The 26,409-nt window shown below is 61.0% G+C and carries 25 protein-coding genes; 16 read left to right on the top strand and 9 right to left on the bottom strand.

What is annotated here, in order from left to right; translation table 11 throughout:
• Positions 1–672 carry a response regulator transcription factor gene (locus ACILSL_RS01770; protein ID WP_300931349.1) on the bottom strand — a complete coding sequence of 224 codons (672 nt, stop codon included), beginning with the start codon at positions 670–672 and terminating at the stop codon, positions 1–3.
• A gap of 205 nt (positions 673–877) precedes the next feature.
• Between ACILSL_RS01770 and ACILSL_RS01765 the strand changes: the two genes are divergently transcribed.
• A complete protein-coding gene (locus ACILSL_RS01765) occupies positions 878–1,870 on the top strand; it encodes a serine hydrolase domain-containing protein (RefSeq protein ID WP_395730276.1) in 993 nt (330 codons plus the stop codon).
• A gap of 5 nt (positions 1,871–1,875) precedes the next feature.
• Here ACILSL_RS01765 and ACILSL_RS01760 read toward each other — a convergent pair whose 3' ends face one another.
• On the bottom strand, positions 1,876–3,051 hold the full coding sequence (locus tag ACILSL_RS01760) for a hypothetical protein (RefSeq protein ID WP_395730275.1): 1,176 nt from the start codon (positions 3,049–3,051) through the stop codon (positions 1,876–1,878).
• Positions 3,048–4,355: an APC family permease gene (locus ACILSL_RS01755; RefSeq protein WP_395730274.1), complete on the bottom strand. Its 1,308-nt coding sequence runs from the start codon at positions 4,353–4,355 to the stop codon at positions 3,048–3,050. The genes ACILSL_RS01760 and ACILSL_RS01755 overlap by 4 nt, the downstream gene beginning before the upstream one ends.
• A gap of 450 nt (positions 4,356–4,805) precedes the next feature.
• Between ACILSL_RS01755 and ACILSL_RS01750 the strand changes: the two genes are divergently transcribed.
• The 10 genes from ACILSL_RS01750 (at position 4,806) to ACILSL_RS01705 (ending at position 14,754) form a co-directional block, all read left to right on the top strand.
• Positions 4,806–5,060, top strand: a complete 255-nt coding sequence (locus tag ACILSL_RS01750; RefSeq protein WP_395730273.1) for a hypothetical protein — start codon at positions 4,806–4,808, stop codon at positions 5,058–5,060.
• A 129-nt stretch (positions 5,061–5,189) separates the two neighbouring features.
• Positions 5,190–5,471, top strand: coding sequence for a GreA/GreB family elongation factor (locus tag ACILSL_RS01745; protein WP_395730272.1), 282 nt, complete (start codon positions 5,190–5,192; stop codon positions 5,469–5,471).
• Between the two features lie 89 nt (positions 5,472–5,560).
• Complete coding sequence (locus tag ACILSL_RS01740; RefSeq protein WP_395730271.1) at positions 5,561–5,929, top strand: hypothetical protein; 369 nt, start codon at positions 5,561–5,563, stop codon at positions 5,927–5,929.
• A gap of 77 nt (positions 5,930–6,006) precedes the next feature.
• On the top strand, positions 6,007–6,363 hold the full coding sequence (locus ACILSL_RS01735; RefSeq protein ID WP_395730270.1) for a PqqD family protein: 357 nt from the start codon (positions 6,007–6,009) through the stop codon (positions 6,361–6,363).
• 28 nt (positions 6,364–6,391) lie between these two features.
• A complete protein-coding gene (locus tag ACILSL_RS01730; protein ID WP_395730269.1) occupies positions 6,392–7,495 on the top strand; it encodes a biotin carboxylase in 1,104 nt (367 codons plus the stop codon).
• A gap of 25 nt (positions 7,496–7,520) precedes the next feature.
• On the top strand, positions 7,521–8,960 hold the full coding sequence (locus tag ACILSL_RS01725; RefSeq protein WP_395730268.1) for a diaminopimelate decarboxylase: 1,440 nt from the start codon (positions 7,521–7,523) through the stop codon (positions 8,958–8,960).
• A complete protein-coding gene (locus ACILSL_RS01720) occupies positions 8,957–11,236 on the top strand; it encodes an urea transporter (RefSeq protein ID WP_395730267.1) in 2,280 nt (759 codons plus the stop codon). The genes ACILSL_RS01725 and ACILSL_RS01720 overlap by 4 nt, the downstream gene beginning before the upstream one ends.
• An 18-nt stretch (positions 11,237–11,254) precedes the next feature.
• On the top strand, positions 11,255–11,905 hold the full coding sequence (locus ACILSL_RS01715) for a tetratricopeptide repeat protein (protein ID WP_395730266.1): 651 nt from the start codon (positions 11,255–11,257) through the stop codon (positions 11,903–11,905).
• Positions 11,906–11,920: 15 nt separating this feature from the next.
• A complete protein-coding gene (locus tag ACILSL_RS01710) occupies positions 11,921–13,246 on the top strand; it encodes a phenylacetate--CoA ligase family protein (protein ID WP_395730265.1) in 1,326 nt (441 codons plus the stop codon).
• Positions 13,243–14,754, top strand: coding sequence for an urea transporter (locus ACILSL_RS01705; protein WP_395730264.1), 1,512 nt, complete (start codon positions 13,243–13,245; stop codon positions 14,752–14,754). The genes ACILSL_RS01710 and ACILSL_RS01705 overlap by 4 nt, the downstream gene beginning before the upstream one ends.
• Here the strand turns inward: ACILSL_RS01705 and ACILSL_RS01700 are convergent.
• Complete coding sequence (locus ACILSL_RS01700) at positions 14,707–15,573, bottom strand: hypothetical protein (protein WP_395730263.1); 867 nt, start codon at positions 15,571–15,573, stop codon at positions 14,707–14,709. The two genes, ACILSL_RS01705 and ACILSL_RS01700, sit on opposite strands and share 48 nt — an antisense overlap.
• Positions 15,574–15,627: 54 nt before the next feature.
• Between ACILSL_RS01700 and ACILSL_RS01695 the strand changes: the two genes are divergently transcribed.
• Genes ACILSL_RS01695 through ACILSL_RS01685 form a run of 3 tightly spaced genes read left to right on the top strand, consistent with a single transcriptional unit; the run spans position 15,628 to position 17,560 of the window.
• A complete protein-coding gene (locus ACILSL_RS01695; protein ID WP_395730262.1) occupies positions 15,628–16,926 on the top strand; it encodes a PQQ-binding-like beta-propeller repeat protein in 1,299 nt (432 codons plus the stop codon).
• A gap of 50 nt (positions 16,927–16,976) precedes the next feature.
• Positions 16,977–17,234, top strand: a complete 258-nt coding sequence (locus ACILSL_RS01690; RefSeq protein ID WP_395730261.1) for a hypothetical protein — start codon at positions 16,977–16,979, stop codon at positions 17,232–17,234.
• Complete coding sequence (locus tag ACILSL_RS01685; protein ID WP_395730260.1) at positions 17,222–17,560, top strand: type II toxin-antitoxin system RelE/ParE family toxin; 339 nt, start codon at positions 17,222–17,224, stop codon at positions 17,558–17,560. Before ACILSL_RS01690 ends, ACILSL_RS01685 begins: the two co-directional genes overlap by 13 nt.
• 6 nt (positions 17,561–17,566) lie before the next feature.
• Here the strand turns inward: ACILSL_RS01685 and ACILSL_RS01680 are convergent, their stop codons facing one another.
• The 4 genes from ACILSL_RS01680 to ACILSL_RS01665 all read right to left on the bottom strand — a co-directional run bounded on the left by ACILSL_RS01680 (position 17,567) and on the right by ACILSL_RS01665 (position 22,312).
• Positions 17,567–18,691, bottom strand: a complete 1,125-nt coding sequence (locus tag ACILSL_RS01680; protein ID WP_395730259.1) for an SGNH/GDSL hydrolase family protein — start codon at positions 18,689–18,691, stop codon at positions 17,567–17,569.
• Between the two features lie 77 nt (positions 18,692–18,768).
• A complete protein-coding gene (locus ACILSL_RS01675; protein ID WP_395730258.1) occupies positions 18,769–19,347 on the bottom strand; it encodes a hypothetical protein in 579 nt (192 codons plus the stop codon).
• Between the two features lie 81 nt (positions 19,348–19,428).
• Positions 19,429–21,648, bottom strand: coding sequence for a DUF1549 and DUF1553 domain-containing protein (locus tag ACILSL_RS01670; RefSeq protein WP_395730257.1), 2,220 nt, complete (start codon positions 21,646–21,648; stop codon positions 19,429–19,431).
• 70 nt (positions 21,649–21,718) lie between these two features.
• A complete protein-coding gene (locus ACILSL_RS01665; RefSeq protein WP_395730256.1) occupies positions 21,719–22,312 on the bottom strand; it encodes a single-stranded DNA-binding protein in 594 nt (197 codons plus the stop codon).
• Between the two features lie 83 nt (positions 22,313–22,395).
• Between ACILSL_RS01665 and ACILSL_RS01660 the strand changes: the two genes are divergently transcribed.
• Entirely contained in the window at positions 22,396–23,289 is an 894-nt protein-coding gene (locus ACILSL_RS01660) for a tyrosine recombinase (RefSeq protein ID WP_395730255.1), read from the top strand.
• Here the strand turns inward: ACILSL_RS01660 and ACILSL_RS01655 are convergent.
• On the bottom strand, positions 23,274–24,176 hold the full coding sequence (locus ACILSL_RS01655) for a phosphatidylserine decarboxylase (RefSeq protein WP_395730254.1): 903 nt from the start codon (positions 24,174–24,176) through the stop codon (positions 23,274–23,276). The genes ACILSL_RS01660 and ACILSL_RS01655 overlap by 16 nt on opposite strands.
• Before the next feature lie 103 nt (positions 24,177–24,279).
• On the opposite strand from ACILSL_RS01655, the gene ACILSL_RS01650 reads away from it, so the two are divergent.
• Entirely contained in the window at positions 24,280–26,145 is a 1,866-nt protein-coding gene (locus tag ACILSL_RS01650; RefSeq protein ID WP_395730253.1) for a hypothetical protein, read from the top strand.
• The last annotated feature ends 264 nt before the right edge of the window (positions 26,146–26,409 follow it).

Raw genomic sequence — 26,409 nt, 5'->3', positions numbered from 1 at the left:
TCAGCCGCCACCCAGCGCATAACCCACGCCTCGCACCGTGCGGATGAGCTTTTTGTCATGGTCCTTGTCGATCTTGGCGCGCAGGCGCTGGATGTACACCTCCACCAGATTGGTCTCCGGGTCCATGTTGTAGCCCCACACATGCTCATAGATCTGCATGCGGCCAAACACGCGTCCCGGGCTGCGCATCAGGTGCTCCAGCAGTTCAAACTCGCGCGTGCTCAGCTCAATGTCTGCGCCGCCGCGGCTGACTTTGCGCTCAAGCAGATTGATGCACAGATCATCCACCCGCAGCAGATGGCTGGAATCCCCCGCCTTGCGCCGCACCACGGTGTGCAGGCGCGCGGCCAGTTCCTCCACGAAGAACGGCTTCGTCATGTAATCATCCGCACCAAGATTCAAACCTTCGATTTTTTCCGGCAGCGTGGACCGCGCCGTCAGCAGGATGACCGGCACGTTGTTGCGCTTTTCCCGCAGGCCGCGCAGGATGCTCAGGCCGTCGCGCCCCGGCACCATGATGTCCAGCACCAGCGCGTCGTACGGCACCGTCGTGGCCATTTCCCACGCCTCATCACCATCGCTGATGGCGTCCACCTGAATGCCCTGCTCCTCCAGCCCCTTCTTGGCAAAGGAAAGCAGTTTGGCCTGGTCTTCGACGAGGAGAATACGCATGCGCCGGACGATGCGGTGAGTTGCCCGCTTGTCCACAGCCACCTGCGGAAATGACGGGCGGCTAAGTCCGGATGCCAGATGAAGGCCGCAGACCGGTTGCCAAAAGGGCTGGCCGGGTTGCGGCAACGAATGAAGATTGCTTCAATTCGGTGTGTTTTGTCATTCGGATTGAGTCATTCGTCGTTTTTTCTGTTATTAATCCCCCATGAAGCCTCTGCTGGCATTTCTGCATTTTTTCACGTTTGCATCTGCGGCAGAAACTCTGCCAGCACACAACATTCAGGCCGCGTCGGCGTATTCCGCTGCGCACGGCGGCCATGCGCTGCTGATCAAGCAGAACGGCAAAATCCTGCACGAATCCTACACCAACGGCCACACGAAATCTGAGCCCCACCGCATCTACAGCGGCACCAAGGCATTCTGGGGCCTCACCGCCTTCGCGGCGGAGAAGGACGGGCTCTTTTCCATGGATGAGCACGTGGCCGACACCATCACCGAATGGCAGAAGGATCCGCGCAAAAAAAACATCACCGTGCGCCAGTTGCTGGATTTCAGCCACGGCCTGGAGCCGATGTTTGGACTGCACGAAAACTCGTTCAAAGACCGCACTGCCGCCGCGCTGAAGGCTGGGGCGGTGGCGGCACCGGGCAGGTCGTTCATCTACGGCCCCGCCGCGCTGCAGGTCTTTCATGAACTGCTCGCCCGCAAGCTGCAGCGGCAGACCCCCACGCGCTACCTGGAGCGCAAGGTGCTCGGCCCTCTCGGCCTCGGCTCGCAACGCTACCTGCCGGACCAGCATGGCGCCCCGCTGCTCGCCGCCGGTTTCATGCAGACCGCCCGCCAGTGGTCAGAGCTCGGCACCTGGATGCTCAAGCACGAAGACATCCTCATGAAGCTCCAGGGCAGCAGCGCCAACGCCGCTTTTGCCTTCGGCTTCTGGAACAACCACGCCGCTGCCAGCAAAGCCGCCCGTCAGGTGGATGCCGAAGCCATGCTCGACAAAAAATGGCAGCAGCAGTCCTGGCGCAACGCCTGCCTCTCCCGCTCCGCCCCCGCCGATCTCATCGCCTGCATAGGCTCCTACGGCCAGCGGCTCTACATCGTTCCATCCATGAAACTCGTCATCGTGCGCCTCGCGAAGGATTCGAAACCAAATGATGCACAGATGCTGAGGCTGTTATTTGCTCCGAAAAGTTGAACGCCTCATTGCGCCACGGGCAAGGCTTTCGGTACCGGGGCTGAAGGCGGTGCAGTGAGGGCTCCAGGGGCTGCGGCCGGTTTCTCCTCCACCACCGGAATCGCCTTCCGCACCATCATCCTGGATACCCCATAGATGAGCGTGCTCTGCTTGGGCCGCCACTGGTAGCCGATGCCGAAGGGGATCGCGGGGACTTCGGTGCTGCGATAGTATTCGGCCAGATCGGGCTGGTAGTGCTGCTTGAAAAGGGGGATCGGACCCGGATACCAGCCGTAGGCTTTGACGTCCCAGGATTCACGCGGAAAGTCCTTCCACATGATGCCGGAATCGTCCTGCGTCATGGTGTGGCAGTGGGAGAGGAGATAGTCGCGGATGGTGTGAAACTCATCCATGTGCATGAGGTAGGAGGCGGACTTCGTGAAACCGTTCATCGCCCCGAGCCCGTCACAAAAGCGCAGGAAAGAGGCGTCCTGCTTGAGCGCCCAGCTCGCGATGTTCGTGGAGAAGTAATAGAGCGTCTGCTGTTTGCCCTGCGCACCGAGGAAGGTGATGCGTGCCCCGGAGGTTTTGGTTTGCTTGTCAGTCACGATTTTACCTGCCGCATCCAGCCAGATGTTTTCCACCTTTTGAATGTGGCAGCCACAGCGCGCCAGGAAGACGTACAGCACCGGCAGCGTGCCGGTCAGCTTGGTCGCCTGCAGATCCTTCTTCATGTCCGCTGTGATGAAGAAGCTGAAGCTCAGCGAGGCATTGAGCGTGTTGCGCAGATTGCGCAGTGACGAGCCCAGCTCCCCCTCGCTGAGTTTCGTCACATCCGGTGGCAGCCCCACGGGTTCCACTGCCGCCAGCACATAGGTGGAGGCATTCGGGAAAAACGTGTACGCATGCAGAAAATCAGGACCGCTGAAAACATAGAGCAGCGGCGAGGTATCGCTGACAGCCTCCGGCAGGCCCAGAGGCGCCCACGCACGGATCGGTCCGAGCTGCCTCTCCTCCGCATCCGCCCAGGTCGCGTCGAGTTCTTTCGCATGGGAGTTGAACTCGCCTCGCTGCGCCAGTCCGGCCAGCGATGAGCCTTCCTGCGGCATGCCTGCGAGGAAGCGCGCCTGCTCATTGGGCGTGGGTGGCTCCGCGAAGGCAGTTTGAGCCAGAACTAGCAGTAGAACGATGGTTTTCTTCATGGAGTGCGTGGAGTACGCGGCGAGATGAAATAAATGATCCAACCCAGCAAAATTAACACCATGCCGGCCAGTGTTTCATAAGGATGTTTCTTCGCCACGAACACCATCATCCACAGGCTGATGCCGAGAAACAGGATCGGCGTCACCGGGTACCCCCAGCACCGATAAGGGCGCGGCAGATCCGGCTGACGAATGCGCAGCACGATCAATCCCACCACCGTCGCAAACGAGCCGAGCTGAATGCTGAACTGCACGCAGGTGAGCACGGTTTCAAAACTCGCGGTCAGCAGCAGTGTCACGACGATCGACAGCTGCACAAACAACCCTGCCACCGGCACGCCGCGCTCATCGCTCACCGCCAGCGGCGCGAGAATCCGCAGATCCTGCCCCATCGTCTTCATCACCCGCGGCCCCACCCACGTCATCGCGCTGATGCTCGATACAAGGCCCAGGCAGATCAGCCCAGACATGATCTTTCCACCGGTCTCGCCAAAAATATGCACCGCCGCGATGTGGCCCACATCCAGCTTGCCATCCAGCTCGCTCATCGGTGCCACATGCAGAAACACCGCATTGAGCGCGAGGTACAACCCCGCGACAAGCAGCGTGCCCAGCGCGATCGCCAGCGGCACGTTCTTCTGCGGGTCGCGTATGTCTCCGACAATGTAAGTCGCGGCATTCCAGCCGGCGTAGGCATACATCACATACACCAGGCTCACCGCAAAAGGCGTGCTGCCCATCAAACCCAGATCACCGGACACGGGCAGAAAGTGTACCGGCTGCGCTTTGCCGAACCAGAATCCCGCTCCAATGAAGACGAGGATCAGCGTGACCTTCAGCCAGGTGGCCGTGTTTTGAAACTTCGCCGCCATGTGGATGCCTCCCACGTGAATCAAAGTCACGATCCACACCATGACGAGGGACCACGTTGTCGCGGGTGCATGAGGAAAGATGCCGGAGAAGTATTTGCCAAAGGCCATGGCCGCCAGCGCGATCGGGGCGGCAAAGCCCACCGTCACTGAAAGCCACCCGGAAAGAAACCCGACGGCAGGATGAAAAATCTTCGAGAGAAAGTGGTATTCGCCACCAGACCGTGGCAGTGCCGCCGCCAGCTCTCCATAGCACACGGCGCCGCAGAAGGCGCACACACCACCGACGACCCACAGCATCAGCAGCACAAAACCAGAGGGCAGGGAGCCCACCTGAAATCCCAGCGACGTGAAGACCCCGGTGCCGATCATGTTGGCCACCACCACCGCCGTGGCTGTGATCAGCGAAATGCCCTGCGTGCGTGTGGTGCTCATAGGGGGCGATGGCTACGCTCACCATGCGATGACGTCAACTCACCCTTCTGGCTGAAGCTGGGATTCAGGAGATCCGCGCCACTTAGGGTTGCCTTTTGCATGTTTGGGACGTATGATGTTCTTGTGAAGCCGAACTCACGCCATCCAATCTCTTTCGCCATCCTGGCTGAAAGCAGTGTGATCCATCCGCTTTGCCACCGACTGGCGGCAAGCCGAGTTTAAGCGGGCAGCCCCTGGTTTGGGATTGCCCGCGCACCCAGCAGGTACCAGAGCCTGCGTCATTCATCTCCAGCCCGCGTCTGCATGACGTGCAGGCTTCACTCTGGTCATCACTCCGGTGCATGCATCACGGTGTCTGGCACACCCACGATGTCGTGTGCTGCCTGTCTGCGCGCACATGCGTCAGCCGGGCGTTTCCCCAGCTCTGACACATCTCAAACACTCTTTTTTATGAAACTATTGGAACGACTTATCGACCAGGATGACAAACCCGTGCGCGTTGGCAGCGCCCTTCGCTATGAGCGGCCCACATGGCTGGTCACCTGTGTGTTCAATCGCCAGGAAATCTTCGGCAAGGTTTCCACCGAGGCCAGTTATGAAGTGGCGGCCCGGACCGAGGAAGAGGCACGGAAGTCTGTGCGCTCCTTCGTGCTTCGGACGCATCCCGAAAGCTCCATCGAGTCCCTTCAGGCCACCCGGCAATGACGGTCTGACACCGCACATCTAAAGCCGCATTCATCGTTGGAAAGGCTCCTGCCACTCTGGGCAGGAGCCGCTTCCGCCTGCCTTCGTCGCAGGCATTTCCCCATCCATGCTTTCCCCTTTTTTCTCTTCATGAACACTCTTTCGATTCATCACTATGATCACGTCACCCTGCGTCCTCTCAATGAGCTGGCGACGCTGCATGAGTTCGACATCACCATCCAGGTGGTGCCCGGATACGAGGCCGATGCTGACAGCGGCCGCATCTCGGAGGACGCCCCTCTCGGCAGGGCGGTCTTGCGCCGTACCGCAGGTGAAAAAATCGACATTCAAGTTCAGGGCCGCAATCTGGCGATGCTCATCCTCGCCGTTGAAAAACAGCACGCGTTGTCCGCCGAACCGGTCAGTGGATAATCCGCTTCCAAAGCAGGGCTTGCAGGGCGCGAAAAAAGGAATTCATTTTCCTCATGAAAACGACATCCTCAAAATTATTCAGGGGGGTGATGTTGATCGCCGCCCTGCTCGTCCCCGCCACCACATGGTGGGTGAGTTTGCGCTACTACCAGGCGCACAGGCAGGTGGCGGGCGCTCTCGCCGCAGAAAAAAATGCGCAGCAGCAGTTTGTTGGCTCAAAATCACAGCGCGAAACGCCCTCCAGGCGGCTGGATTCCAGTTCCGTCGAATTTGCTCCTGTGCAAGTCCTGCGCACCTCTTGGAATGGTCAGACCGATCCGGACAGCGTCTGGCATGATCAGCATCGTCGGGCAAACCTCATGCTGGTGAGGCATGGCCTGCCTGCGCTGGACGTGTCACGCCCCCTGCCTGACAGCCCCGCCGTGACCAAACCTCTTCGGATCGACGGCCAAAAATAAACGCAAATTCATCTTGGCCCCTGCCGTGGCGTTAACCCCCCGGGTTTCTATGGGGTGTGATCCAATCACACCCTGCCATGAAACTCGCGTCACCACCCACCCTCATTCGCTACAGCGGCCAGCCGCATGCCCTGGAGCCTTCCATGGTCGCGGCACCCGTTGTCACCGCATACGCCGAACCGGCTTCCTTCCATTTCCACACCGTCACCTGGCAGGCTGACGGTTTTGGTTTTGACGCCACCAGCGGCGAGTTTTTTACCGCCAGTCCGACGGCGCTCATTGTCATGCAGGCGCTGAGCGAGGGCATGGCGCGCCCGCAGATCCTGGAGCGTCTCACCACGCGTTTCGATGTCGCCCGCAGCACGGCGGAGCGTGATCTGGAGTCCTTCCTCGCGGAGCTCGCCCACATCGGCCTGACCCCGGAATCGAACTGAGTTCCACCCCACCACGCATCGTCCTCCCATGAATGCTTCCCCCGTCATCGCCGTCACCGGGCTTCATCGCGGTGAAAATCCCCAGCCCGGTTCCGCCGTCATTCGCAGCCTGCGCCGCGTTTACCCGGAGCTGCGCATCATCGGCCTTGTGTACGATTCACTCGAGAGCGGTCTCTTCAGCGAAGAGGACGCCCCAGACGCCGCCTTCACCATGTCCTACCCCGGTGCGGGCGAAGAGGCCTTCTGGCAGCGGCTTGATGCGGTCCGTGAGATCGAACGCTTCGATGTTTTAATTCCCTGCCTCGACGCAGAGATGGGTCCGCTGGTCGAGGCCCCCGAAAAACTTCGCGAGCGCGGTATCCGCGTCTGCCTGCCGTCCGCCGCGAGTTTCAAATGCCGCGACAAATCCAAGCTGGCCGAGCTCTGCGAGCGGACACACTGCCGCACACCGCAGACCATCGCCGTGAGTGATGTGAACTCGCTCCATCAGGCTGCGGCCTCACTCGGCGGCAATGTCTTCGTCAAAGGCCGTTTCTATGAAGCGCGGCACGCCATCACGCCTGCCGCACGCGAAGCCGCCTACTGGCACATGCTGGAGCAATGGGGTGCCCCGGTGCTCGTGCAGGAAAATGTGCTGGGAGAGGAATACAACGTCGTGGGTCTCGGCGATGGCCGTGGCCACATCCTCGGCTCCTGCTCCATCCGCAAGATGCTCCGCACCGCCATGGGCAAAGGCTTCGGCGGCATGGTGGTTCGTGATCCTCAGCTCGATGCCGTTGCGCAGTCACTCATCGCCGAACTGCGCTGGAACGGCCCGTTTGAACTCGAGTTCGTCAAATCCGAAGGCCCCAAAGGCGAATACTGCCTCATCGAAATCAATCCGCGCTTCCCCGCCTGGTGTGATTTCCCCTCCACCCTGAACTGCAATCTGCCCGCTGCTGCGCTGGAGCTCGCCCTCGGCTGGCAGCCGCGCGAGCCGCTGCGCCACGCCAGCCCCGGCAAGTTCTTCATCCGCCATGCCATCGACATGACCGGAGACATCCGCGATCTCGCCGCCCTCACCACCAGCGGTCAGTTCTTTCGCCAGCCGCGCGAAGTCATCCCGCACCCTGCCTCTTCCCTCAGTCATTAATTTCAACCTTCCACCGCATCCTCCCATGCAAACACTCCAGCCCTATTCCCCGCCGACGATCACCCGTCATCTCAGTGGCCAGAACAGCGCCGCCAGTCGCAACCGTCATGCCCATGGCCTCAACAGCAACGTCTGCGAACGCATCGACGGCGTGCCCGTGGCGGATCTCGCCGCACGCTTCGGCTCGCCTCTCTTCGTTTTCTCCGAGCGCACGCTGCGTGAGAAAATCCAGCGCGCACGTGAAGCCTTTGAAAGCCGCTATCCAAACACACGCTTCGCCTGGAGCTATAAAACCAACTACCTCAACGCCATCTGCCGCGTCTTCCACAGCGAAGGCTCCATCGCCGAAGTGGTGAGCGAGTTCGAATACGAAAAAGCCCGCCGCAATGGCGTGGCCGGAAGCGACATCATTTTCAACGGGCCGCATAAAACACGCGCCGGCCTCGAACTCGCCATCAGCGAAGGCGCGATGATCCAGGTCGATAACTGGGATGAACTCCTGCTGCTCGACTCCATCGCGAAGGAGCAAAATCGCAGTGTCGACATCGCCATCCGCTGCTGGCTTGACGCCGGCATTCAGCCCGTCTGGAGCAAGTTCGGCTTCGGTGTCGAACACGGCGAAGCCTGGCGTGCGATCCGGCGCATTGCGGAAAGCAAAGGCCGCCTTCGTCTGCAGGGACTGCACACACACATCGGCACCTACATCCTCGAACCCGGCGCCTACAAGGTCGCGGCGGAGAAGCTCATCACGCTCATGGAACGCTGCCGGGAGCGCTACGGCTGGTCCTTGCGCTACCTGAACCTCGGCGGCGGCTTCCCCTCACTCAGCACCCTGCATTACTCCTACCAGCCGGCCGAACAGGTGGTCCCTCCCATCGAAAAATACGCCGAAGCCATCGCCAGCGCGTTGAACACGCTGCCACGTGATCGCCGCCCGCGTCTCTATTTGGAAAGTGGTCGTTCTCTCGTTGATGAGGCGGGCTATCTCATCACCAGCATCGTCGCCGTGAAACAAATCGGCGCATCCGGACCGATCACGCTCGCCGGCAAGGCGGCCAAGGCGCCCGCCTACATGCCCGAATCGAATGGTGCCGCCTACGTCATTGATGCCGGCATCAACATTCTCTACAGCGGCAGCTGGTATCGCTTCAACGTGAAGCCCGCCAAAGCGCAGCGCGAGAGCGCCCAGCAGCCCGTCAAACTCTACGGCTGCCTGTGCATGAACATCGACGTCATTCGTGAGCAGGTCTCCCTCCCGGCGATGACCACCGGAGATCACCTCGTCATGCATCCTGTAGGCGCCTACAACATCACCCAGAGCATGCAGTTCATCACCTATCGCCCGGCGGTGGTCATGATCGGAATGGATGGCCGTGTCGATGTCATCCGCGAACGCGAAGACCTCGACTACGTGCAGCGCCTGGAACGCGTTCCAGAACATCTGCTCAACCCATCGCGGCCATGAACCCAGAAGCCCCATCCACCCTCCCTGCGATGGCCATTCTTGAAGAGGCCCCAGGTCATTCGCCTTCTTTGTGGAAGAGGAGCATGGTAAGAGCGGCATCTTGCGCCGGATCACTGCTCCTTCATCTTCAAATCTTCACTGCGCCGCTGCTCGAAGTCGCACGCGCTGCCAGCTCCATCTTCCTCTGTGGCAGTTGGAAAACGGGTGCGCTGCTCTGTGCCGCGCTGCTGTTCATGCCGCGTTACTTTGCCTTTGCCGTCAGCGCTTGTCTGTTTGGTGGCGTTATCGCGCAGCTCCTGCATCTGCCTGCTGCCATGCGAAAGGACGGCACGCTTCTTTACAATGTATTCTTGAGCGCTCTCGCCGTCGCATGGATCACTCGCGGTTCCGCCCTCTCGTTTTCTGCCACCTGGGTCATGCTGGCCGTCGTCACAGTTTACACGCTGCTGCTGTCTGCGGCCTTGTGGCATTGGTTTCCGCTGCGTGCCGGTCTGCCCCCGCTCAGCGTCGCCTTTGTCGTCGCCTTCGGCACCCTGCTGACCTTCTTCCCGCACTGGGCTGCCGCCACCACACTGCTAGACATGGGATTGCCTGATGAGCCTGCCCTGCCTTTCATCGTCACCGCGTTCCTGCGCAGCATGGGCACCATCTTGTTCCTGCCAAACGTGTGGGCCGGCATCGCCGTGACACTGGCGATCCTCGTCTGGTCTCGCGTCGCCATGATCAATGCCATCGCAGGTTACGCAGGCGGCATCCTCATCGTGAAGTTGCTCGAAGCCTGCGGCCTGCACTGGCTCGGCTGGTTTGCCGGTCACAACTACCTGCTCGCCGGCATGGCGCTCGGCGCGGTTTATTTCGTGCCTTCATGGAGCAGCCTCGCACTCGCCTTTGTGGCCGGTGCCGTCGCCGCATTGCACGTCGCCGCAGTGCAGCACTTTCTGCGTGGTTCCGGCTGGGAATATCTGCCCCTGCCTTATCTCCTCACCATCTGGAGCATGCTCTGCTGCCTGCGCCTGCGTGAGAAACCGGGTTCGCTGCTGCCTGCCACCGGCATCTTTGACAATCCTGAAGCCGCCGCTGCTTCACTGGCTCTCGCAAACGCTCGCTTTCCGCATCGCAATGAAACCCATGTGCTGCTCCCCACCGCTCGCGAAGTCACCGTCACCCAGGGTTTCGACGACAAGCTCAGCCATCGCGGTAACTGGAAACACGCGCTCGATTTGGAAGTGCATGACGCCGCCGACCACGCCTGCCCTCCCGGCTGCGATGATGACCTGAGCCGCTACTACACCCAGGGCCTCGAAGTGCGCGCTCCCGGCACTGGCGAAATCATCCGCGTCATCGATGGCGTGGCCGACAATGCACCCGGCGGCTGCAACTTCGCCAACAACTGGGGCAACCACCTCATCCTGCGCCTTGATTACGGCGGCACCGTGAAGCTCGCCCACTTCATGAAGAACGGCATCGTCGTCAAAACCGGCCAGCGCGTCGGTGCAGGCGATCTGCTCGGCTACTGCGGCAATTCCGGCCGCAGTCCCGTGCCGCACATTCATCTGCACAATCAAGCCACCAACGAGACCGGCGCACCCACCACACCTTTCTGTCTCACGAATTTCTTCACGCGCACCACCGAGGGGGTGCGCTGGAACTTCGCCAGTGTTCCCCAAGTGGGAGACCGCATCTCACCCGCGTCAGTCTCCACCACCGTGCTGGGCACTTTGGCCCATTTTGCCCCCGGCGTGGCCATCTATCGCGTTTGCAACGGTGGATCTGTTTCATACGAAACGATCACCACCACACTGGATGAATCCGGCCGCTACCTTTTCCGCAGTGGCAAAGAATCACTCACGGCGGTGCTTGGTTTGCACGCCCTGCAAATCACTCACAGCAGCCTCAGCGGTCATTCGCAGCTCCTGCAGTTCCTTTCGTTCGCCATGCCCACCGTGCCATTCGCTTATCAAAGCGGCATGATCTGGGAGGATAGTGTCGCTTTGCAGTCAAAGCAGCACGGCCGGGCATTGGCGGGCGTTTTCGCGCCTTATGTGGACCACCCCGCCCGGCGCGTCATCACCCGCCACTCACTGCATCCCACCACGCAGCGCCTTCACCTCGCCACCACCATCGCACATCCCACGGGTGATCTCCCACAGGAGATCGACTTCACCCTCGAACCCATTCGCGCGCTCACTCACCTCACCGCGCATTTCAAAACCCACGACATCACCTTCACACAAACCAGCTTCACTCCCACCCTGCCCAACGGCGACGCCGAATAAGTCACTCTCCTCTCACCCATGAAAACACACCTCCTCATCTTCGCCTTCGCCTGCGTCACTGCTGCAAACGCTGCCGACAAGCTCCCCGCCATCGCTGAAGCCTGGCAGAAATCTCTCACCGAGGAATCCAACAACGATTATGCCGCGGCTCTCGAAAGCGTCCTCGCCTTCAAAAGCGCCGGCGGTGAGACTTATCTGGCGGCGGTGCGCGCCGGCTGGCTCTCCTGCCTCAACAAGGACTACACCAAGGCCGTCCAGTATTACACCACCGCCGCCAAACAGGAACCACGCGCTATCACACCGCACCTCGGCATGATGAATGTGTATCAGGCACAAACCCTGCCCGAGAACGTCCTCCGCGCAGCCCGGGAAGTCCTCAAAATCGACCAGTTCCATCGTCCGACGCTGCTCATCGCTGGCGAGATTCTCTTCAATCAGCAGGACTACCGCAAAGCAGAAGTCTATTTTGAGCGCGCCTACAAGCTGATGCCCGAAGACCCCATCGCCATGAGCTGGTTTGGCTGGTCGCAGATCAATCAGGGGCATGCCCGGCTTGCTGCACCCTTGTTTGAAAAGCTCATGCAGATCAATCCGGATGGCTACTTGGTGCATGACGGATTTGCCATCACGCGTTCGGGACCTCCAGGGCCTCCTCCCGGCCAGCGTTGATGGAGGAGGACCGGCATGCACACGCCTTCCCAGATTCGCGCCCGTGGGCGGCATCTTCATGCCGCTCTTGATCAAGTGATCGAACAACGTGGCTGGAGCACGCCGAAGCGCCGGGCGCACCAGTGGCGCACACTGCGCTCCCTCGTGCAGCATGCCCACGCCCACATCCCGCTCTATCAGCGGCTGTTTGCAGCAGCAGGGTTCACCCCGGCGATGCTCGATGACTGGGAGGATCTCTCCAAGCTCCCCATTCTCACCAAGCCAGACCTGCGCACCGCCGCTCGGTCGGAATTGATCGCCCAGGACAACCAGAGTGCCATCCGCTGGCTGGCATCCTCCGGCTCCACCGGCATCCCCGCGTGCATGGCACGCACGGAGGAATCGCTGTGGCATTACATGGCCTGCAACACGGCCTTGTACTATGAATGGTGCCAGGGCGCGCCGCTCACCAATGGTCTCTATCTCGTCGACATGTCCCCGGACAGCATCGACTTCGCCACCGCCGGTCTCCTGCGCACCACCGTGCCGCATTCACGCATCCTCTCTGCTCAGGATCCCGTGGCCAAACTCACGCACGAACTCCTCGGCATCTCGCCTGAATTCATTTCCTCCTACCCATCCACGCTCCGCGCCATCGCACTTGATCTGCGTGCGCAAAAGCGCGTCATTCGCAAAACACGTCTCATCCATCTCACCTCCGAAATGTTGGATGCCCACACGCGGCATCTTCTGGGCCAGATCTTCCCGAACGCACGCCTCATCGAGACCTACACCAGCACCGAAGGCGGCCTCGTCGCCTGGCAGTGCACGCACAGCTCGCGCTGGCACATCGCTGAGACCAACGTCCTCTGTGAAATCGTCGATGAACACGGACTGCCCACCACCGGCCTTGGCCACATCGTCATCACGGATCTCACCAATACCGCCACTCCGATCCTGCGCTATCGCGGCCTCGGTGATCTGGCTCGCTGGGAGCCGGAGCCCTGTCCCTGTGGCAGCGCGGCGCGCAGTATCCGCCATCTGGAAGGCCGCAGTGCCACCATGCTCCGTTCACATGCAGGCACCTTGATTTCGCCTTATGTCGTCATCAATGCCATCGAGGATGTGCCCGGCTTGGCTCAGTATCAGATCGTGCAAAAGCAGCCCGGCATGCTCGAAGTTCGCGTGGTGGTTGATGCCGATGCATCGCGCAATCGCGTCGAAAAAAGTGTGCAAAATGCGCTGGAAGCTGCTTTGGCTGGCTCCGCTGATTTGCAAATCACTTTCGTCTCCAGGATTGCCGCCCCTCCAGGATCGCATAAAGTCCCCCTCGTGATTTCAGAACTCCCCGCCTTCGCATGAAACGCCTGATCGACCACACCCTGCGTGGTTACGGGCAGATGCTCGTGGCGAACAGCCGCATCACCGGGGTGTGTGTGCTCATCGGCTTGTTCGTGCTTTCGATCGAAGCCGCACTCATGAGCCTGGGCGGCGCGCTGCTCATCTCCGCACTCGCGCAGTGGCGTGCGCAGGATGACACCGTGCTCAAAACCGGACTCTTCAGCGTGAATGGCGCGTTGCTCGGTGCCTTGTGGTATCTTTTTCCGCAGGTGCCGCTGTGGGTGCAGGCGCTCGCCACTGCGTTCGGTTGTGCAGGCATGGCTTTTTTCTTCGTGCCCGTCGCAGAGCGTATGCATGAGAAGAAGTCGCCGTATGTCCTCTTCAGCCTGCCGTATGTTGCCGTGGCGTGGGCTGCGCTGACCGCGCTGATTTTCTTTGGCGTGCATGATGCCGAACTCACGCGCGGCTGGCGTGCTCTGCTCACCAGCCGCTTTGAAAAAGCCGAGAAACATTTCCTCAACACAGAAGTCAGCACCGACATGGCCGAGGCCTACCGCTGCGCGGGTCTTGGCTGGAGTTTGTACCGCCGCGGTGATCAAGCCGGCGCGCAAACGGCCTTCTCACGCGTGCTCTCGCTCAAAATCGGTGTCGCAGACGCCTATGACGGTCTTGGCTGGAGCCGCTTCCGTCAGGCACGCTATGACGATGCCGCGCTGGCGTTTCGGCGTGCGGTCGCGCTGGATTCTTTTTTTGCCGACTCATGGGACGGCCTCGGCTGGTGTGCCTTGCAGACCGGTCATCCGGATGAGGCGCGCCACCACTTCACCACGGCTGCACTGTGCGCTCCTTTGTTTGCGGATGCCTACACCGGAGTTGCTGCAACCCTGTCCGGAGGCACGGCTCAGGAGTACGCGAAGTCATGGGGTAGATTCCTCGGCAGTCATTTGAGCCTGTCGACGCAGTTCACCTCGACTCGTGTGCTGCTCTGCTGGCTCTGGTTCTTCATCGGCATTCTCTGGCATTCACGCACCAGCGCTCTCGTGGCTCTGTCGGCAGTCCTCATCTGCGTCGGGGGCTCGTTTTGGAAACCGGTCTTTGGGGATCCTGCCTTCGCCATGAATGTCGTCGTCCTGGCCCTGGCTCTCGGAGGCCATTACCTGCGGCTGAATGTGAAGACCGTTGCGTGGATGCTGTTCGTCACGCTCGTGGTCGCCCTGCTGTGGGACCCGCTTTCAGAAGCTCTGCTGCGTCTCGCATTGCTGCCGCTCTGCCTGCCTTTCAACGCCGCCCTTCTCGGCAGCATCGCTTTCTTTGGCTGGCTGCATCGCCGAGGTCTGCGTGATGAGCGCATCCCCATCGACTGGGCCTCCTGCACGCCTGCTCAGATACGCGTTTTCACCGCGCAAAAAGAAGTCGCCGACGCCTGCTGGGACAAGCTCAGGAAAGCAGATCCTGAGCAGCCGCAGGTGCAGACGGAGCGCTCACTTCAGCTTCCGGCCAAAGTGGACCTCAAAGTAAACGCCGAGTGAATCTGCCAGCGCCTGGGCAAACCGGCGCTGATTTTCCGGCACGTCACGCACATTGTTCCATGGGCACTCGATCTGGATGGCGCTCACCGTGCCGCCTGAGCGTGAGCCATGGGCGGCGACGTCGTACACCCCGCTGAAGTAGCCCGCCATGAAGGCCGGATTCGCTTTGGACGGACTCGGCAGGCAGCGAAAGCCATTAAACTCCAGCAAACCACCCAAACTCTGTGGTCCACGCAGCAGTTCTGCAAAGCTCTGCGGCGAGCGCTTGTCCAGATCACGGATGCTGGTGGCGGCGATCAGCGCCGCATCCGCATTCAGTTCCGCATCCGAGTGCTTGAGGATGTCTCCTTTCACCAGATAACCCAGTTCGACTCGTTGATCCAGATGGCGGTGTCCGTGAATGTCCAGCAGCAGACCCATGCCGCTCTTTTTCATCACCGTATTACAGGCCTTTTGGGCGCTGTCATGAAAGCGGTGCCACGCGGCGATGGCGGTTGGATCACCCTGCGCGGCCTCTTCAAGCTCGCGGTTCGGGTCCAGCTTGGTGCGGTGCAGGCGGGAGATGATGGCGTGAGGTTTGCCGCCATAACGCGTCTGCAGTTCTTGAATGATCATCTCGGCCAGCGGGATCGTGTTGGAATCGGTGCCCGTGACTCCATAGCGCCGCGCCAGCACGTTGTCCGGCTTCAAGGTGCCGCCGTGTGGCACTGTCAGAATGATGGGCAGCGTGCCGGATCGCACCTCGATGTAGGTTTCGAGTTCCGTAGCTTGGGCCTGCAATGCGGCGGCGAAAACAAATAGAAAAAACGGAATGCGCATGATCATTCTCAGTGAAAGACAGTTCCCTGCTGCCTGCCACGTTTTTTCTCGCTCATGATTCACCGCATTCTACTCCCGCTCCTGGTTCTCGCTTCCGCCTCCCATGCCGGCAACTGGCCCGAATGGCGCGGCCCTTCGGCCCAAGGTCACGCCAATGCCTCCGGCCTGCCGGAAACCTGGAGTGAGACGAGCAACATCGCCTGGAAGACCGAGCTTCCGGGTCGTGGTCATTCCACACCAGTCATGTCAGGCGATCAGATCTGGCTCACCACCGCCCTCGAAAAAGCGGCCACCCCCGAGGAAGCCAAGCGCCGTCTCGAATCCAACACCGGCGACCAGCCCCTCACCGTCCTCGGTTCCGTAAGCCTGCACGCCCTCTGTGTGGACCGCAGCAGCGGCAAACTCCTTCACGACATCGAACTGCTCAGCGTCAAGGACCCCCAGTGGGCCCATCAGCTCAACAGCTATGCCTCACCGTCGCCCGTTTTGGCAGAGGGCCGGCTCTATGCGCACTTCGGTTCCTTTGGCACCGTTGCCCTCGACACCCAAACCTTGAAGGTGCTGTGGAAAAACGAAGAACTGCACGTCATGCACGAAAACGGCCCGGGCTCCACCGCCGTCCTGCATGGGGACCGGTTGATTGCGCACTTCGACGGCAGCGATCAGCAGTTCATCGCCGCCTTTGACACGAAAACCGGCAAAGTCGCATGGAAGACACCCCGCAGCGGCGACATGGATCCTCGCCCCCAGCAGCGCAAAGCCTACGGCACGCCGCTGGTGGTGACGATCAATGGCAGACCGGAGGTGGTCAGCTCCGCCGCCAACAACATCTACGGCTACGATCCTCAGACCGGCAAAGAGCTGTGGAAGATTCACTATGGCGATCTCGGCTTCTCCATGTCCACCGTGCCGGTGGCGGATGACCAGCAGATTTATTTCAGCACGGCCTTCGGCAAATCGGCGATGATCGCCCTCAAATACGCCGGCTTGCCACAGCTGGAGGTCGCGTGGCGCAATAACAAGAACGCTCCCAAAATGTGCTCGCCCGTACTGCACAACGGTCTGCTGTTTTACGTCGATGACGGTGGCATCGTCAGCTGCGTGGACACGAAAACCGGCGAGGCTTTCTATCGCGAGCGCATCGGCGGCAAGTTCAGCGCCTCGCCGATGATCGCAGATGGCAAACTCTACTTCTGCAGCCGCGAAGGTGTCGTGACGATCATCAATGCCGCCAAGGAGTTCAAAATCCTCGCCCAGAACACCCTCGACGGCCCCATCATGGCCAGCCCCATCGCCGATGGCAGCGCCCTGTTCATCCGCACGGACAAGGCGCTCTACAAGATCGGGAAGTGAGGCGTAATTGCGGTGCTTGCGCTGCGGCTGGTGATGAATAAGCTTTCCGTATGACGACGATTGCCGAAATTGAAGACTCGATCCGTGCACTGCCGGCATCCGGTTTCAGAGAACTGTTCGACTGGATGAATGAACGCCAGTTGGAGGTGCTTGAGGAAGACGGCTATGAGTCGCCAGAGCTCGAAGCCGCAATGCTCAAGGCATTGGACAGCCCACGCCATCCGCTGGATGAAGCCTTTCTTGATTCAATCCGAAAAGGCAGACCTTCCAATAAAGCCGTCATGGAATCTGCACCATGCCGGGTCTGACAATTCAACGCACTGAAGATGCGTCACTTGATATACGTCTTCAGTCGGATTGGTATGACGTGCATGCTGGTGCAGACATCTCCGAAAGGTATCTGTTATCTTTGGTTGAAACACTCAATGACCTGGCCGCGCAGCCCGACCTCGGCCGTATCCGCAAATTCCGCAATCGACGTCTGGCGCGGCTGAGGTCCTTCCAGCTTCAAGGCTCATTTCACAAGCACCTCGTCTTCTACCGTGTGGAAGACGACACCCTGGTTGTCTTCCGCGTGCTGCAAGGCATGCGTGACCTGCCCCGGCGATTGCTGGAACCGCCGGGGACCGAGTGAGGCGGGTTACTTCAGCGCAGCACGCAGCACGGGCTCGAAAATCTCCGCCTGGCGCAGGAAACCCAGGTCGGTGCCGTGGGAGGCGTCGTTGGAGCCTTCAGCATCGGTGCCGTAGAGGGCATCGCCACCGATGTAGTGCAGGTTGGCGACTTTCTCCTTCTTGAGTTGCTCGTAGGCGGCTTTCAGCGCGGCGTGGTTGTCGTCGTGGAATTTGGCTTTTTCAGGGGTGATCCAGGAATTGGTGAAGCGGCGGTCTTCGACGAGGATGATCGGCGTGGTGGCATGCTTGGATCGCAGTTGCTTCACCAGCGGCACGCATTTGGCCGTGACGTCGGCGGGGCCCATGTTGGGCAGGCAGTCGATGACGATCACGGCAGGATCGAGTTCATTGATGAGATCGCCAACGGCGGCGTCCATGCGGCCATTGCCGGAGAAGCCGATGTTGATGACCGGACGCTCCAGGTGGCGGCCCAGGATGGCGGTGTGCACCATGCCGGGGCGTGAAGCATTCGCGCCATGCGTGATGGAGGTGCCATAGAAAACGATGGGCTTCTCACGTGGTTTCAATCCTTCAAACTTCGCGCCCGCAGGCACGCCAATCTCCAGTTTTTCAATGCCGTTGTAGAGCGGCAGGTAGGCGGCGAATTCGTGCTCGCCAGGTGCCAGACCGCTGATCATCACAGCTTCGACATGCTGACTGGCTGGTTTCGTGCAGGTGACCCATTTCCACTGGCCCTTTTCATCACGTGCATACAGATCGAGTCCGCTCACGCCGGTGGCAGGCATGGCGGGCAACGCCAGATTTGCCTTGAGGAGATCGTAGCGGCAGTAAATGGCTTTCGCGTCTGTCTTGAAGCGCACCATCATGCCCGCGCTGTCGCGGCTGAGCCCCCAAACAGCAGGGGTGACGGTCTTTTCAGCCTTGGCCGGAAGACGATCAAACCAGCGCTTCCGCTCCTGATCTCCCCAGCCACGGCCTTCGACGCCCCAGGTGGTGACATCCTTCCACTGGGCATCGGCGGGAACGGTGGGGCCTTTGGGTTTGACTGCAGGCGCAGGTGCTTTGGGGGCGACAGTTTGGGCGAACAGCGAAGTGCCGACAAAGAGGGCAAGAAAAATGGCTGGTTTCATGAGGCGCATCAGTACGTCGTGCGGCGGCACGTTCTCACGTCAATTCCTTGGAACCAGCAGCCTCAGCCCCTGGCGTTTCAGCCGCGTACTTTGGCGAGGGCCTTTTTGGTGGCCTCGTAGGCGGTCTTTTCCCAGGCCGGGAGGGAGGCGCGGGCGGTGGGGTTTTTCAGCGGAGGGACCGGACCCGGCGCCATCGCGAGACTGGTGGCGATCGCCTTGCCGCTGCGCGCATGGGTCAGGAAACCGACGCTCACGCTCTGCTGCGTGAAGTCGGGGGTGGCCCAGACGCGGATGACGGCCTTGAGATGATTGGCGGCGGCAAATTTTTTGACCTCGCTGCGCTGGTTCGCAATGTTCAGGCTCTTTGGGGTCTGCTTCATCTCGGCAAAGGGCACATAGCTGAAGGCACGGCTGTCATCCAACGCACGCTCCACTCCGCGACGCACCGCCTGATGCACGCGCAGTTCCTCGGGCGTTTCAGATTTGAACTGGGTCAGCGGACGATCGCCCGGATGACTTCCCGTGGGCCCGATGCCGATGGCACCTGCGCGCACATGGTGAAGACGGCTGAGATTGCCTCCCGTGCATGAGGCCAGTGCGGCTGCCATGAGCAGGCTGGCGAGGAAGAGGGTGACGCGTGAAGAGATGAAAGACATGCTGCGTTATGCCACGAAGCCCTCGCTTTGTCATGCGCTAACGGTCCAGCTCAAGGCGTCATCCAGCACGAAGCGGCGTGCTTATCGGGCGAGCAAAAACTCCTTCGCGTTCACCAGACTCCAGGTGATGTCCTCCAGCGCGAGTCGCCGGTCTTTGGCGGAGGCCAGGAGGGCTTCCATGACTTTGGCTTCGTCGGCGGTGGGCGCACGCGTCAGGATGGCCCAGTAGAGATCGCGGGTGACGGCGCCGTTGTCAGGGTTCTTGAGCAGCGAGCCAAGTCGGTTGTATTTCTGCGAGACGACGTTGCTGACGATGGGGCCGCTGATGAACTGGAAAATCTGGCCGATGGAGGTGTCCGCAGCGCGTTCGCATTCGCAGGCCAGTTCGCGTTTAGGGCGGCCAAACTGGGCGAGGAAGGCCTCGGGAGACGTGGGATTGGGACTGCCACGGCCATTGTCGGGGCCGGGAATCTGGCTGGCACGCGTGCCGCGGCCCCAGCCATTGAAATCCGGCGTGACGCGCAGCGCAGCGTAGAGCGAATCAATCAGCTGCTCGGCGCTGAGGCGGCGGGGCAGGTGATGCGAATAGTTGATGAGATCGGCGGCGTTCGTCTCGTTCGGCGTGCTGTCCAGCTGGTAGGTGCGGCTCAGCATGATGGTGCGAATGAGGTGCCTCAGATCAAAGCCGCTGCGGATGAAATCCTGCGCAAGTTCTTCGAGAAGCTGCGGATGGCTGGCCGGATTGGTGAGGCGCATGTCATCCACGGGATCGACCAGACCACGACCCATGAGGTGATACCAGATGCGGTTGGCCTGTGCTTTGGCAAACAGAGGATGCTGCGCGCTGGTGAGCCAGTTCGCGGCGGCCTGCAGTTCGTCCTCCTTCTCGGCGAGCTTCGGCATGTCCGCACCGAGGAACCGGGCCTTGGCCTTGTCACCGGTGCGCGGGTTTTCGATGTTCAGCTTGGAGTTGAGAAAGACCACCTGCTCCCCGTTGAACTCATGCTTGTCGTTTTTATCACGCGGTTTGATGTCGCCGATGATCTTGTAGTCCACCTGCGCGAAGACGGCCGACCAGTTGTAGTAGTCGTCCTGCGTCCAGCGGTCAAAGGGGTGGTTGTGGCACTGCGCGCACTGGAGGCGGGTGCCGAGAAACACCTGCGCCGCCGTGGTGGCACGCAGCTCCGGGGTGCGGTTGGCGCGGTAGAAATTCGTCTCGGGCTCGTGGTAGGTGCTGCCGCGTGAGGCCAGCATGGCGCGCACCATTTCATTGATGGGGCGGTTTCGCGTGATGCCATCACGAATCCAGTCGTGAAAGGCCTGCACACCGGTTTTGTCCAGCGTGCGGGATTCAACCTTGAGGACATCGGACCATTTCAGCGTCCAGTAATCGGCAAACTCAGGCCGCACCATCAGGCGGTCGATCAGGCGCGCACGTTTGTCGCGGTGTGTGTCGGCCTCAAAGGCGCGCGCTTCATCCGCAGGCGGGATCATGCCGCAGAGATCGAGCCAGGCACGGCGCACGAAGACCTCATCACTGCACACCGCACTGGGGTTCATGCGCAGCGTCTTGAGCTTGTTGAAGACGTGCGAGTCGATGTAGTTGTCGCGGCGCGGCTTGCTCCACACAAACGCCGGGTTCGCTTTCACAAACGTCAGCCGCACAGGCACCGATTGATTCAGGAAGCGCACCAGCACGCCCGGTTCGCCAAACTGCAGGCGCTTCACCAGCCCGCTCTTGCTCACATCCACGAGCCCGTTTTGCAGCGGTTCATAGATCGCACGATCAGTGATGTCGCGCTGCGTGCCATCGGCAAAAGTCGCCTGCACGGTGATCTGCACCTTGTCCTGCGGCTCGTCCAAAACGAGCTCAGTCGGCGTGACGGTGAGCTTGGTCACTTTGGGGGCCGTGCTGTCATCGCGCGGCAGACCGGCGGCGATCCAGTTCCTCAGCACCTGATATTCCCAGGCCTTCGGATCAAGCTTCTTGCCGCCTTCATGGGCGATCTGATTCGCCCCTTTAACCAGGATGAGGCTGCGCTCCGGCGCGAAGACATCCACACGGCGGCCGGAGGCGTCCCGGGCGAGCGCTTTGAAATCGAGATCAGGATCCTGCCCGCGCAGCGAAAGTTTGAAGCCGCCTTTGCCCGTCGCATTGCCGTGGCAGGTGCCCAGGTTGCAGCCGGCTTTGGAAATGGCGGCCATCACGTCATTGCGAAAGGACACAGTTTCGGCGGCAAACGCCGACGACAAAGCGACGGCGCTGAGCGCACAAACCAAGCTGGGGACGGAGCAATTCACAGGGCCGCAAATAACGGCTCAGCAGCAGGTTCTCTTCCAATCAAGCAGGGCAAAACGCCTGCTTCATTTCTCAAAACGGAATGTCGTCGTCTTCCATACCATCGGTGATCGGGCCTTCACCGAAGTCATCGTTCTGCTGTGCAGGAGCGGGACGCTGGGCCGGGCGCTGCTGCTGCTGGGGTGCCGGGCGCTGGGCCGGACGGGATTGCTGAGGGCGATTGTAACCGCCTCCGCCTCCACCACCACCGCCTGAATATCCCCCGCCTCCTCCGCCACCGGAGTAGCCGCCTTCGTCATCGCCACCACCGCCGGCTGGAGCGCGGTCGCCACCAGGGCTGCCGAGGAATTGCATCTGCTCGCCCACCACGCGCATGCGGGTGCGCTTCTGCCCGGTTTGCTTGTCTTCCCAGGAATCCATCTGCAGGCGGCCTTCGATGAAGACCGGGCGGCCTTTCTTCAAATACTTGCCGGCCAGCTCGGCCATCTTGGCCCAGAGGACGACGTCCACAAAAGTGACTTCCTCCACCTTCTCACCACTGTCGGAGGTGTACACGCGGTTCACGGCGAGCCCGATGTCGCACACCGCGCTGCCTTTGGGCGTGTAGCGCACTTCGGGGTCGCGGGTCAGATTGCCGATGAGCATGACTTTGTTGTAGGAGGCCATAATGGGGCATCTTTGCCGTTCCCCGTGCCCGAGGGCAACAATTTTCATTCGGTGGGCGCAAACCCGTGCCATGCTGGACGCCGATGCAGGAACTTATCGACGGCTTCATCCTCCACCTGGCGACCGAGCGGGGTCTGTCCACGAATTATCAGCTCCTGGTGCGCCGGGTGCTGGAGGCGTTTGCTTCATGGTTCAAGGCCACGCACGACTCCGCCAGCGCGGCTGCCGTCACGACGGAGCACGTGAGCGGTTTTCTGGCCCAGAGAAAAAAAGACGGCATCGCGGCGTCCTCGGCACGGGTCGAACTCATCGCCGTCAAAATCTTCTTCCGCTGGCTCACCGCGCGCAAACACATCTCCGCCGACCCGGCCGATCCCATTCTGCCTCCCCGCCAGGAAAAGCACCTACCGGACTCCCTGAACGAGCAGGACGTGCGCAAGTTCGTCGAGTCTGTAAACGGCACGGCCCCTCTGGACCGGCGTGATCGGGCCATCCTGGAGCTGTTCTACGCCAGCGGCGTGCGGTTGTCGGAGCTGGCCGATGCACGGCTGGAAAACCTCAGCCTCGAAGAGGGCTGGATTCGCGTCACGGGGAAGGGTTCCAAGACCCGTCTCTCACCCGTGGGCGGTGCCGCACGTGAGGCGATCGCAGCCTACGTGGAGCATGCTCGCCCTGAGCTGGTGGGCCCCAAATCCCAGAGCCACATCTTCATCTCTCGCAACGGCACAAAACTGACCACCGCACGCATCCAGCAGATCGTGAAGGAACGCGCCGCCCTCTGCGGCATGGATCCCGCCCGCGTGCATCCGCATCTGCTGCGCCACAGCTTTGCCACCCACCTGCTGAACAACGGCGCCGACCTGCGCGTGATCCAGGAGATGCTCGGCCATGCCGACATCTCCACCACGCAGATTTACACCCATGTGGATCAGGCGCGGCTCAAGGACGTGCACCGGCGCTTTCACCCGCGGGCGTGAGCCGCCACGTCCCCCATGCGGGCATAGACTTCGCGTCCGGCCTGGCTGTGCTCGATCAAATCGGCCGAAAACTGGATTTTACCCGGCTCAAAAATCGTGATGAAGCAGGAGCCGCCAAAGCGGAAGTAGCCTTTTTCAGCGCCTTTTTCGATCGGGGCACCCGGCGCATAAGTTTGCACAATGGAGCCCACGCAGGTGGCGCCGACTTCCAGCAGCAGCACGTCCCCGAGGCCAGACGTACGCAGCACCGTGATCTCCCGCTTGTTTTCCCAGTGGATGCTGGCCCGGCTGCGCAGGGCGATAGGACTCACCGAATACAGCGGGCCATTGATCAGTCGGGCGGCTCCGGGAGTGCCGGCGCAGGGAAAATGAAAGCGGTGGTAGTCCACCGGGCACAGGCGGGAAATCAGCATGTTGCCGTGCGCGAAACGCTCGGAGAGCGCGGCATCCCGCAGCAGGGCAGGGAGGTCAAAGCGGGTGCCTTTGACAAAAAAATCAGTGCCATTCGCGATGTCGGGCAGCACGAAATGGCGTCCGTCCGCAGGGAAGGTGATGACATCGTCACCCGGGGCGATGGGCCGTGCCTGCGGCTTGAGCTTGCGGTAAAAAAATTCGTTGAAGGTGCGGAAGGACTCCGGGGCATCGGCGAATTCGCCAACGTCCAATCCGTAGGTGGCCAGGAAAGGGGCGATTTTTGCCCGGCTGGCCGGGGCGTCCATGCGGCTGCCGTACCAGCGGGAAAAAGCCGCCCGTTTCACCAGCGCATGCAGCGGCAGGGCGCCCAGTGGGCTTTCGTAGGTGAAGCGCAGAAAACCCTCCCCATACACGGCCTCCGTTTCGAGTTGGCCGGAGAGGCGATTGTAAAAAATGATGGGTTCGGCTGGCATGGGACTTGTTCACATAATGCCATGCCAAGAAAACGCCACACGAACAAAACTGGCGACAAACACGATTCGAGGCATAGTCGCGGCCCCTTCCAGCCTGAAAAGTATGACCGAACCCGAAGCCAGCACCGACAATCAGCCCTCTAAACCAAGCGGCCTGGTTGACCTTTCCGATTTGAAACTGATGCCCGCGTGGGTCGGCGAATTCGGCAAAGAAGACAAAATCAAACAACGCTATGCCGATGCGGAAGACCGTCCGCAGCGCGGGGGTCGTGACGACCGCCGTGGCGGTGGTGGATTTGGCGGTCGTGATGATCGCCGTGGCCCTCCTCCGCGTCGTGATGGTCCTGGCGGCGCTGGCCCCCGTCCAGCCGGTGCAGGTGGCGGATTCCGCCCCCGTGGCGAAGGCGGCCCGCCGCGTCGTGACGGTGATGATCGCCGTGGTCCTCCTCGTCGTTTTGGCGATCGTGATCGCGCAGGCCCGCCACAGCGTGAGTGGGTCGAGATCCCGAAGGATGTGCAGGTCATCATCTTTCCAGAAGACAAGGCGGTGGATGCACTCGCCGCACACGTGCGCCAGACGGGTCACGCATTCAGCATGTTTGATGCCGCACGCCTCGTGCTCGCAGGCGGCGACCGCTTCATGGTGCGCTTCCGCTGCGCCGAAGAGCGTCCCACAGGCTTCTACCATGTGCCTGCGGACGGCAGCCTCTTCCTCTCCCGTGATGAAGCGCTCAATCATGTGCTGCGCAGCGCCGCACTGGATGAGTTTTACCGTGTGGAAGAGATCGAACTCGAAGCGCCAAAGGGCGAGTTTGCCTCCGTGGCCGTCTGCGGCATGAGCGGCGAGCTAATCGCCCCGCCGAGCCATCACAGCTATCAAACCGGTGTCATCAGGCTGCACCGTGAGCGCTTCTCGAACATGCCGCTCGAAGATTTCAAGCGCCGCATCCGCGTGGAGTCCAATCCGGAGCTCGTGGCGAAGTGGAAGGAAAACATGAGCAAGGGCCGCCGCTGGGTCTGCCTCAAGGGCGAAGTGCCCGAGGGCGGAGAGCCGCTCTCACTCAGCTCCCGTGCCGACATGGAGGCGCATTTCCGCCGCACCTTTGGCAACGACGCCGTCATCGAAGTCCGTGACGCCACCGTGCCGGGCAACATCGACAAGCAGAAGCTGGCTCATATTTTCTTCATCATGATGCGCCAGTCTGTGGATGCGGCGCGCAAGCACCTCTTTGAAATCTCGCAAAAGCTCGGCGCTGGCCTCGAACGCCGCGGCTTGAAATTGTTCAAGCGTCGTGCGGGCAAGCAGTTCGTCTGCCGCGTGAAGCCCCGCGCCATCGAGCCCGGCATGGTCTTCTCAGACCGCCTCGCTCAGGTCGTGGAAAAGCTCAAGGCCAGCAACGGCCTGCCCATGCAGAAGCTGGTGGAGTCGATCGTACCCTCCCCGGAAGCCCCCGCAGGCACCGCCCCGGATGCGCCAAAGCATCCTACGGAGGAGCAGGTTGCCGTCATCAAGGACATCCGCTGGCTCGCGAACGAAGGTTACGTCATCGAATACAGCGACGGCATGGTCTTCCTTGGTGTGCAGGGTGAACCGGCCGCTGCAAAGAAAGAAGCTCCCGCTGCCAAGGCATCTGCCAAAGCCGCTGCTCCTGCCGCAGAAGCTGCCGCAGAAACGACTGCTGAAGCAGAGCATGAAGCGTCTGAACCTGAGCTGACGGAAGCCCCCGTGGAAGAGTCCATGGCGGAAGCCGAACTCGCAGAGCAGGCTGAAGCTGCCCTGGCTGGCGCTCCAGAGGCAGCACCGGCTGTAGAATCTCCAGCCCAGGAAACCCCCAAACCGGCTGAACCAGAACTGACAGAAGCCCCGGTCGAAGAGTCCATGGCGGAAGCAGAGCTGGCAGAGCAGGCTGAAGCCGCCCTGGCAGAATCCTCGGTGGAAGAGCCTGCCAAGGAAGAAGGCGCCGCCTGATTCCTCCCATCGGTCAAAGATCACGCATGCTTGTAGGATGGGCGTGGCGACAGCCCGCCCGTCCATGAGCGTGTGGAGAAGCTGTGTAGCTCGGCACCTTCCAGCACCTCAAACACGCCCCAGCCTAGAGCATTTTAAATAAAAATGTGGCCTCATCTGGGTTGAAAAATCCAAAGCTATCGCGAGGGCGACAGCAAAGTGGTCCGCACAGTCCCCTGTGCGGCGCTCCGCCACACCCATCAAATCCGCGTCACCGCCGCCGCC

The organism is Prosthecobacter sp., from assembly GCF_044222345.1.
GTDB lineage: Bacteria > Verrucomicrobiota > Verrucomicrobiia > Verrucomicrobiales > Verrucomicrobiaceae > Prosthecobacter.
The sequence above is the reverse complement of the archived record's forward strand: the minus strand, read 5'-3'. Positions and strand labels throughout refer to the sequence as shown.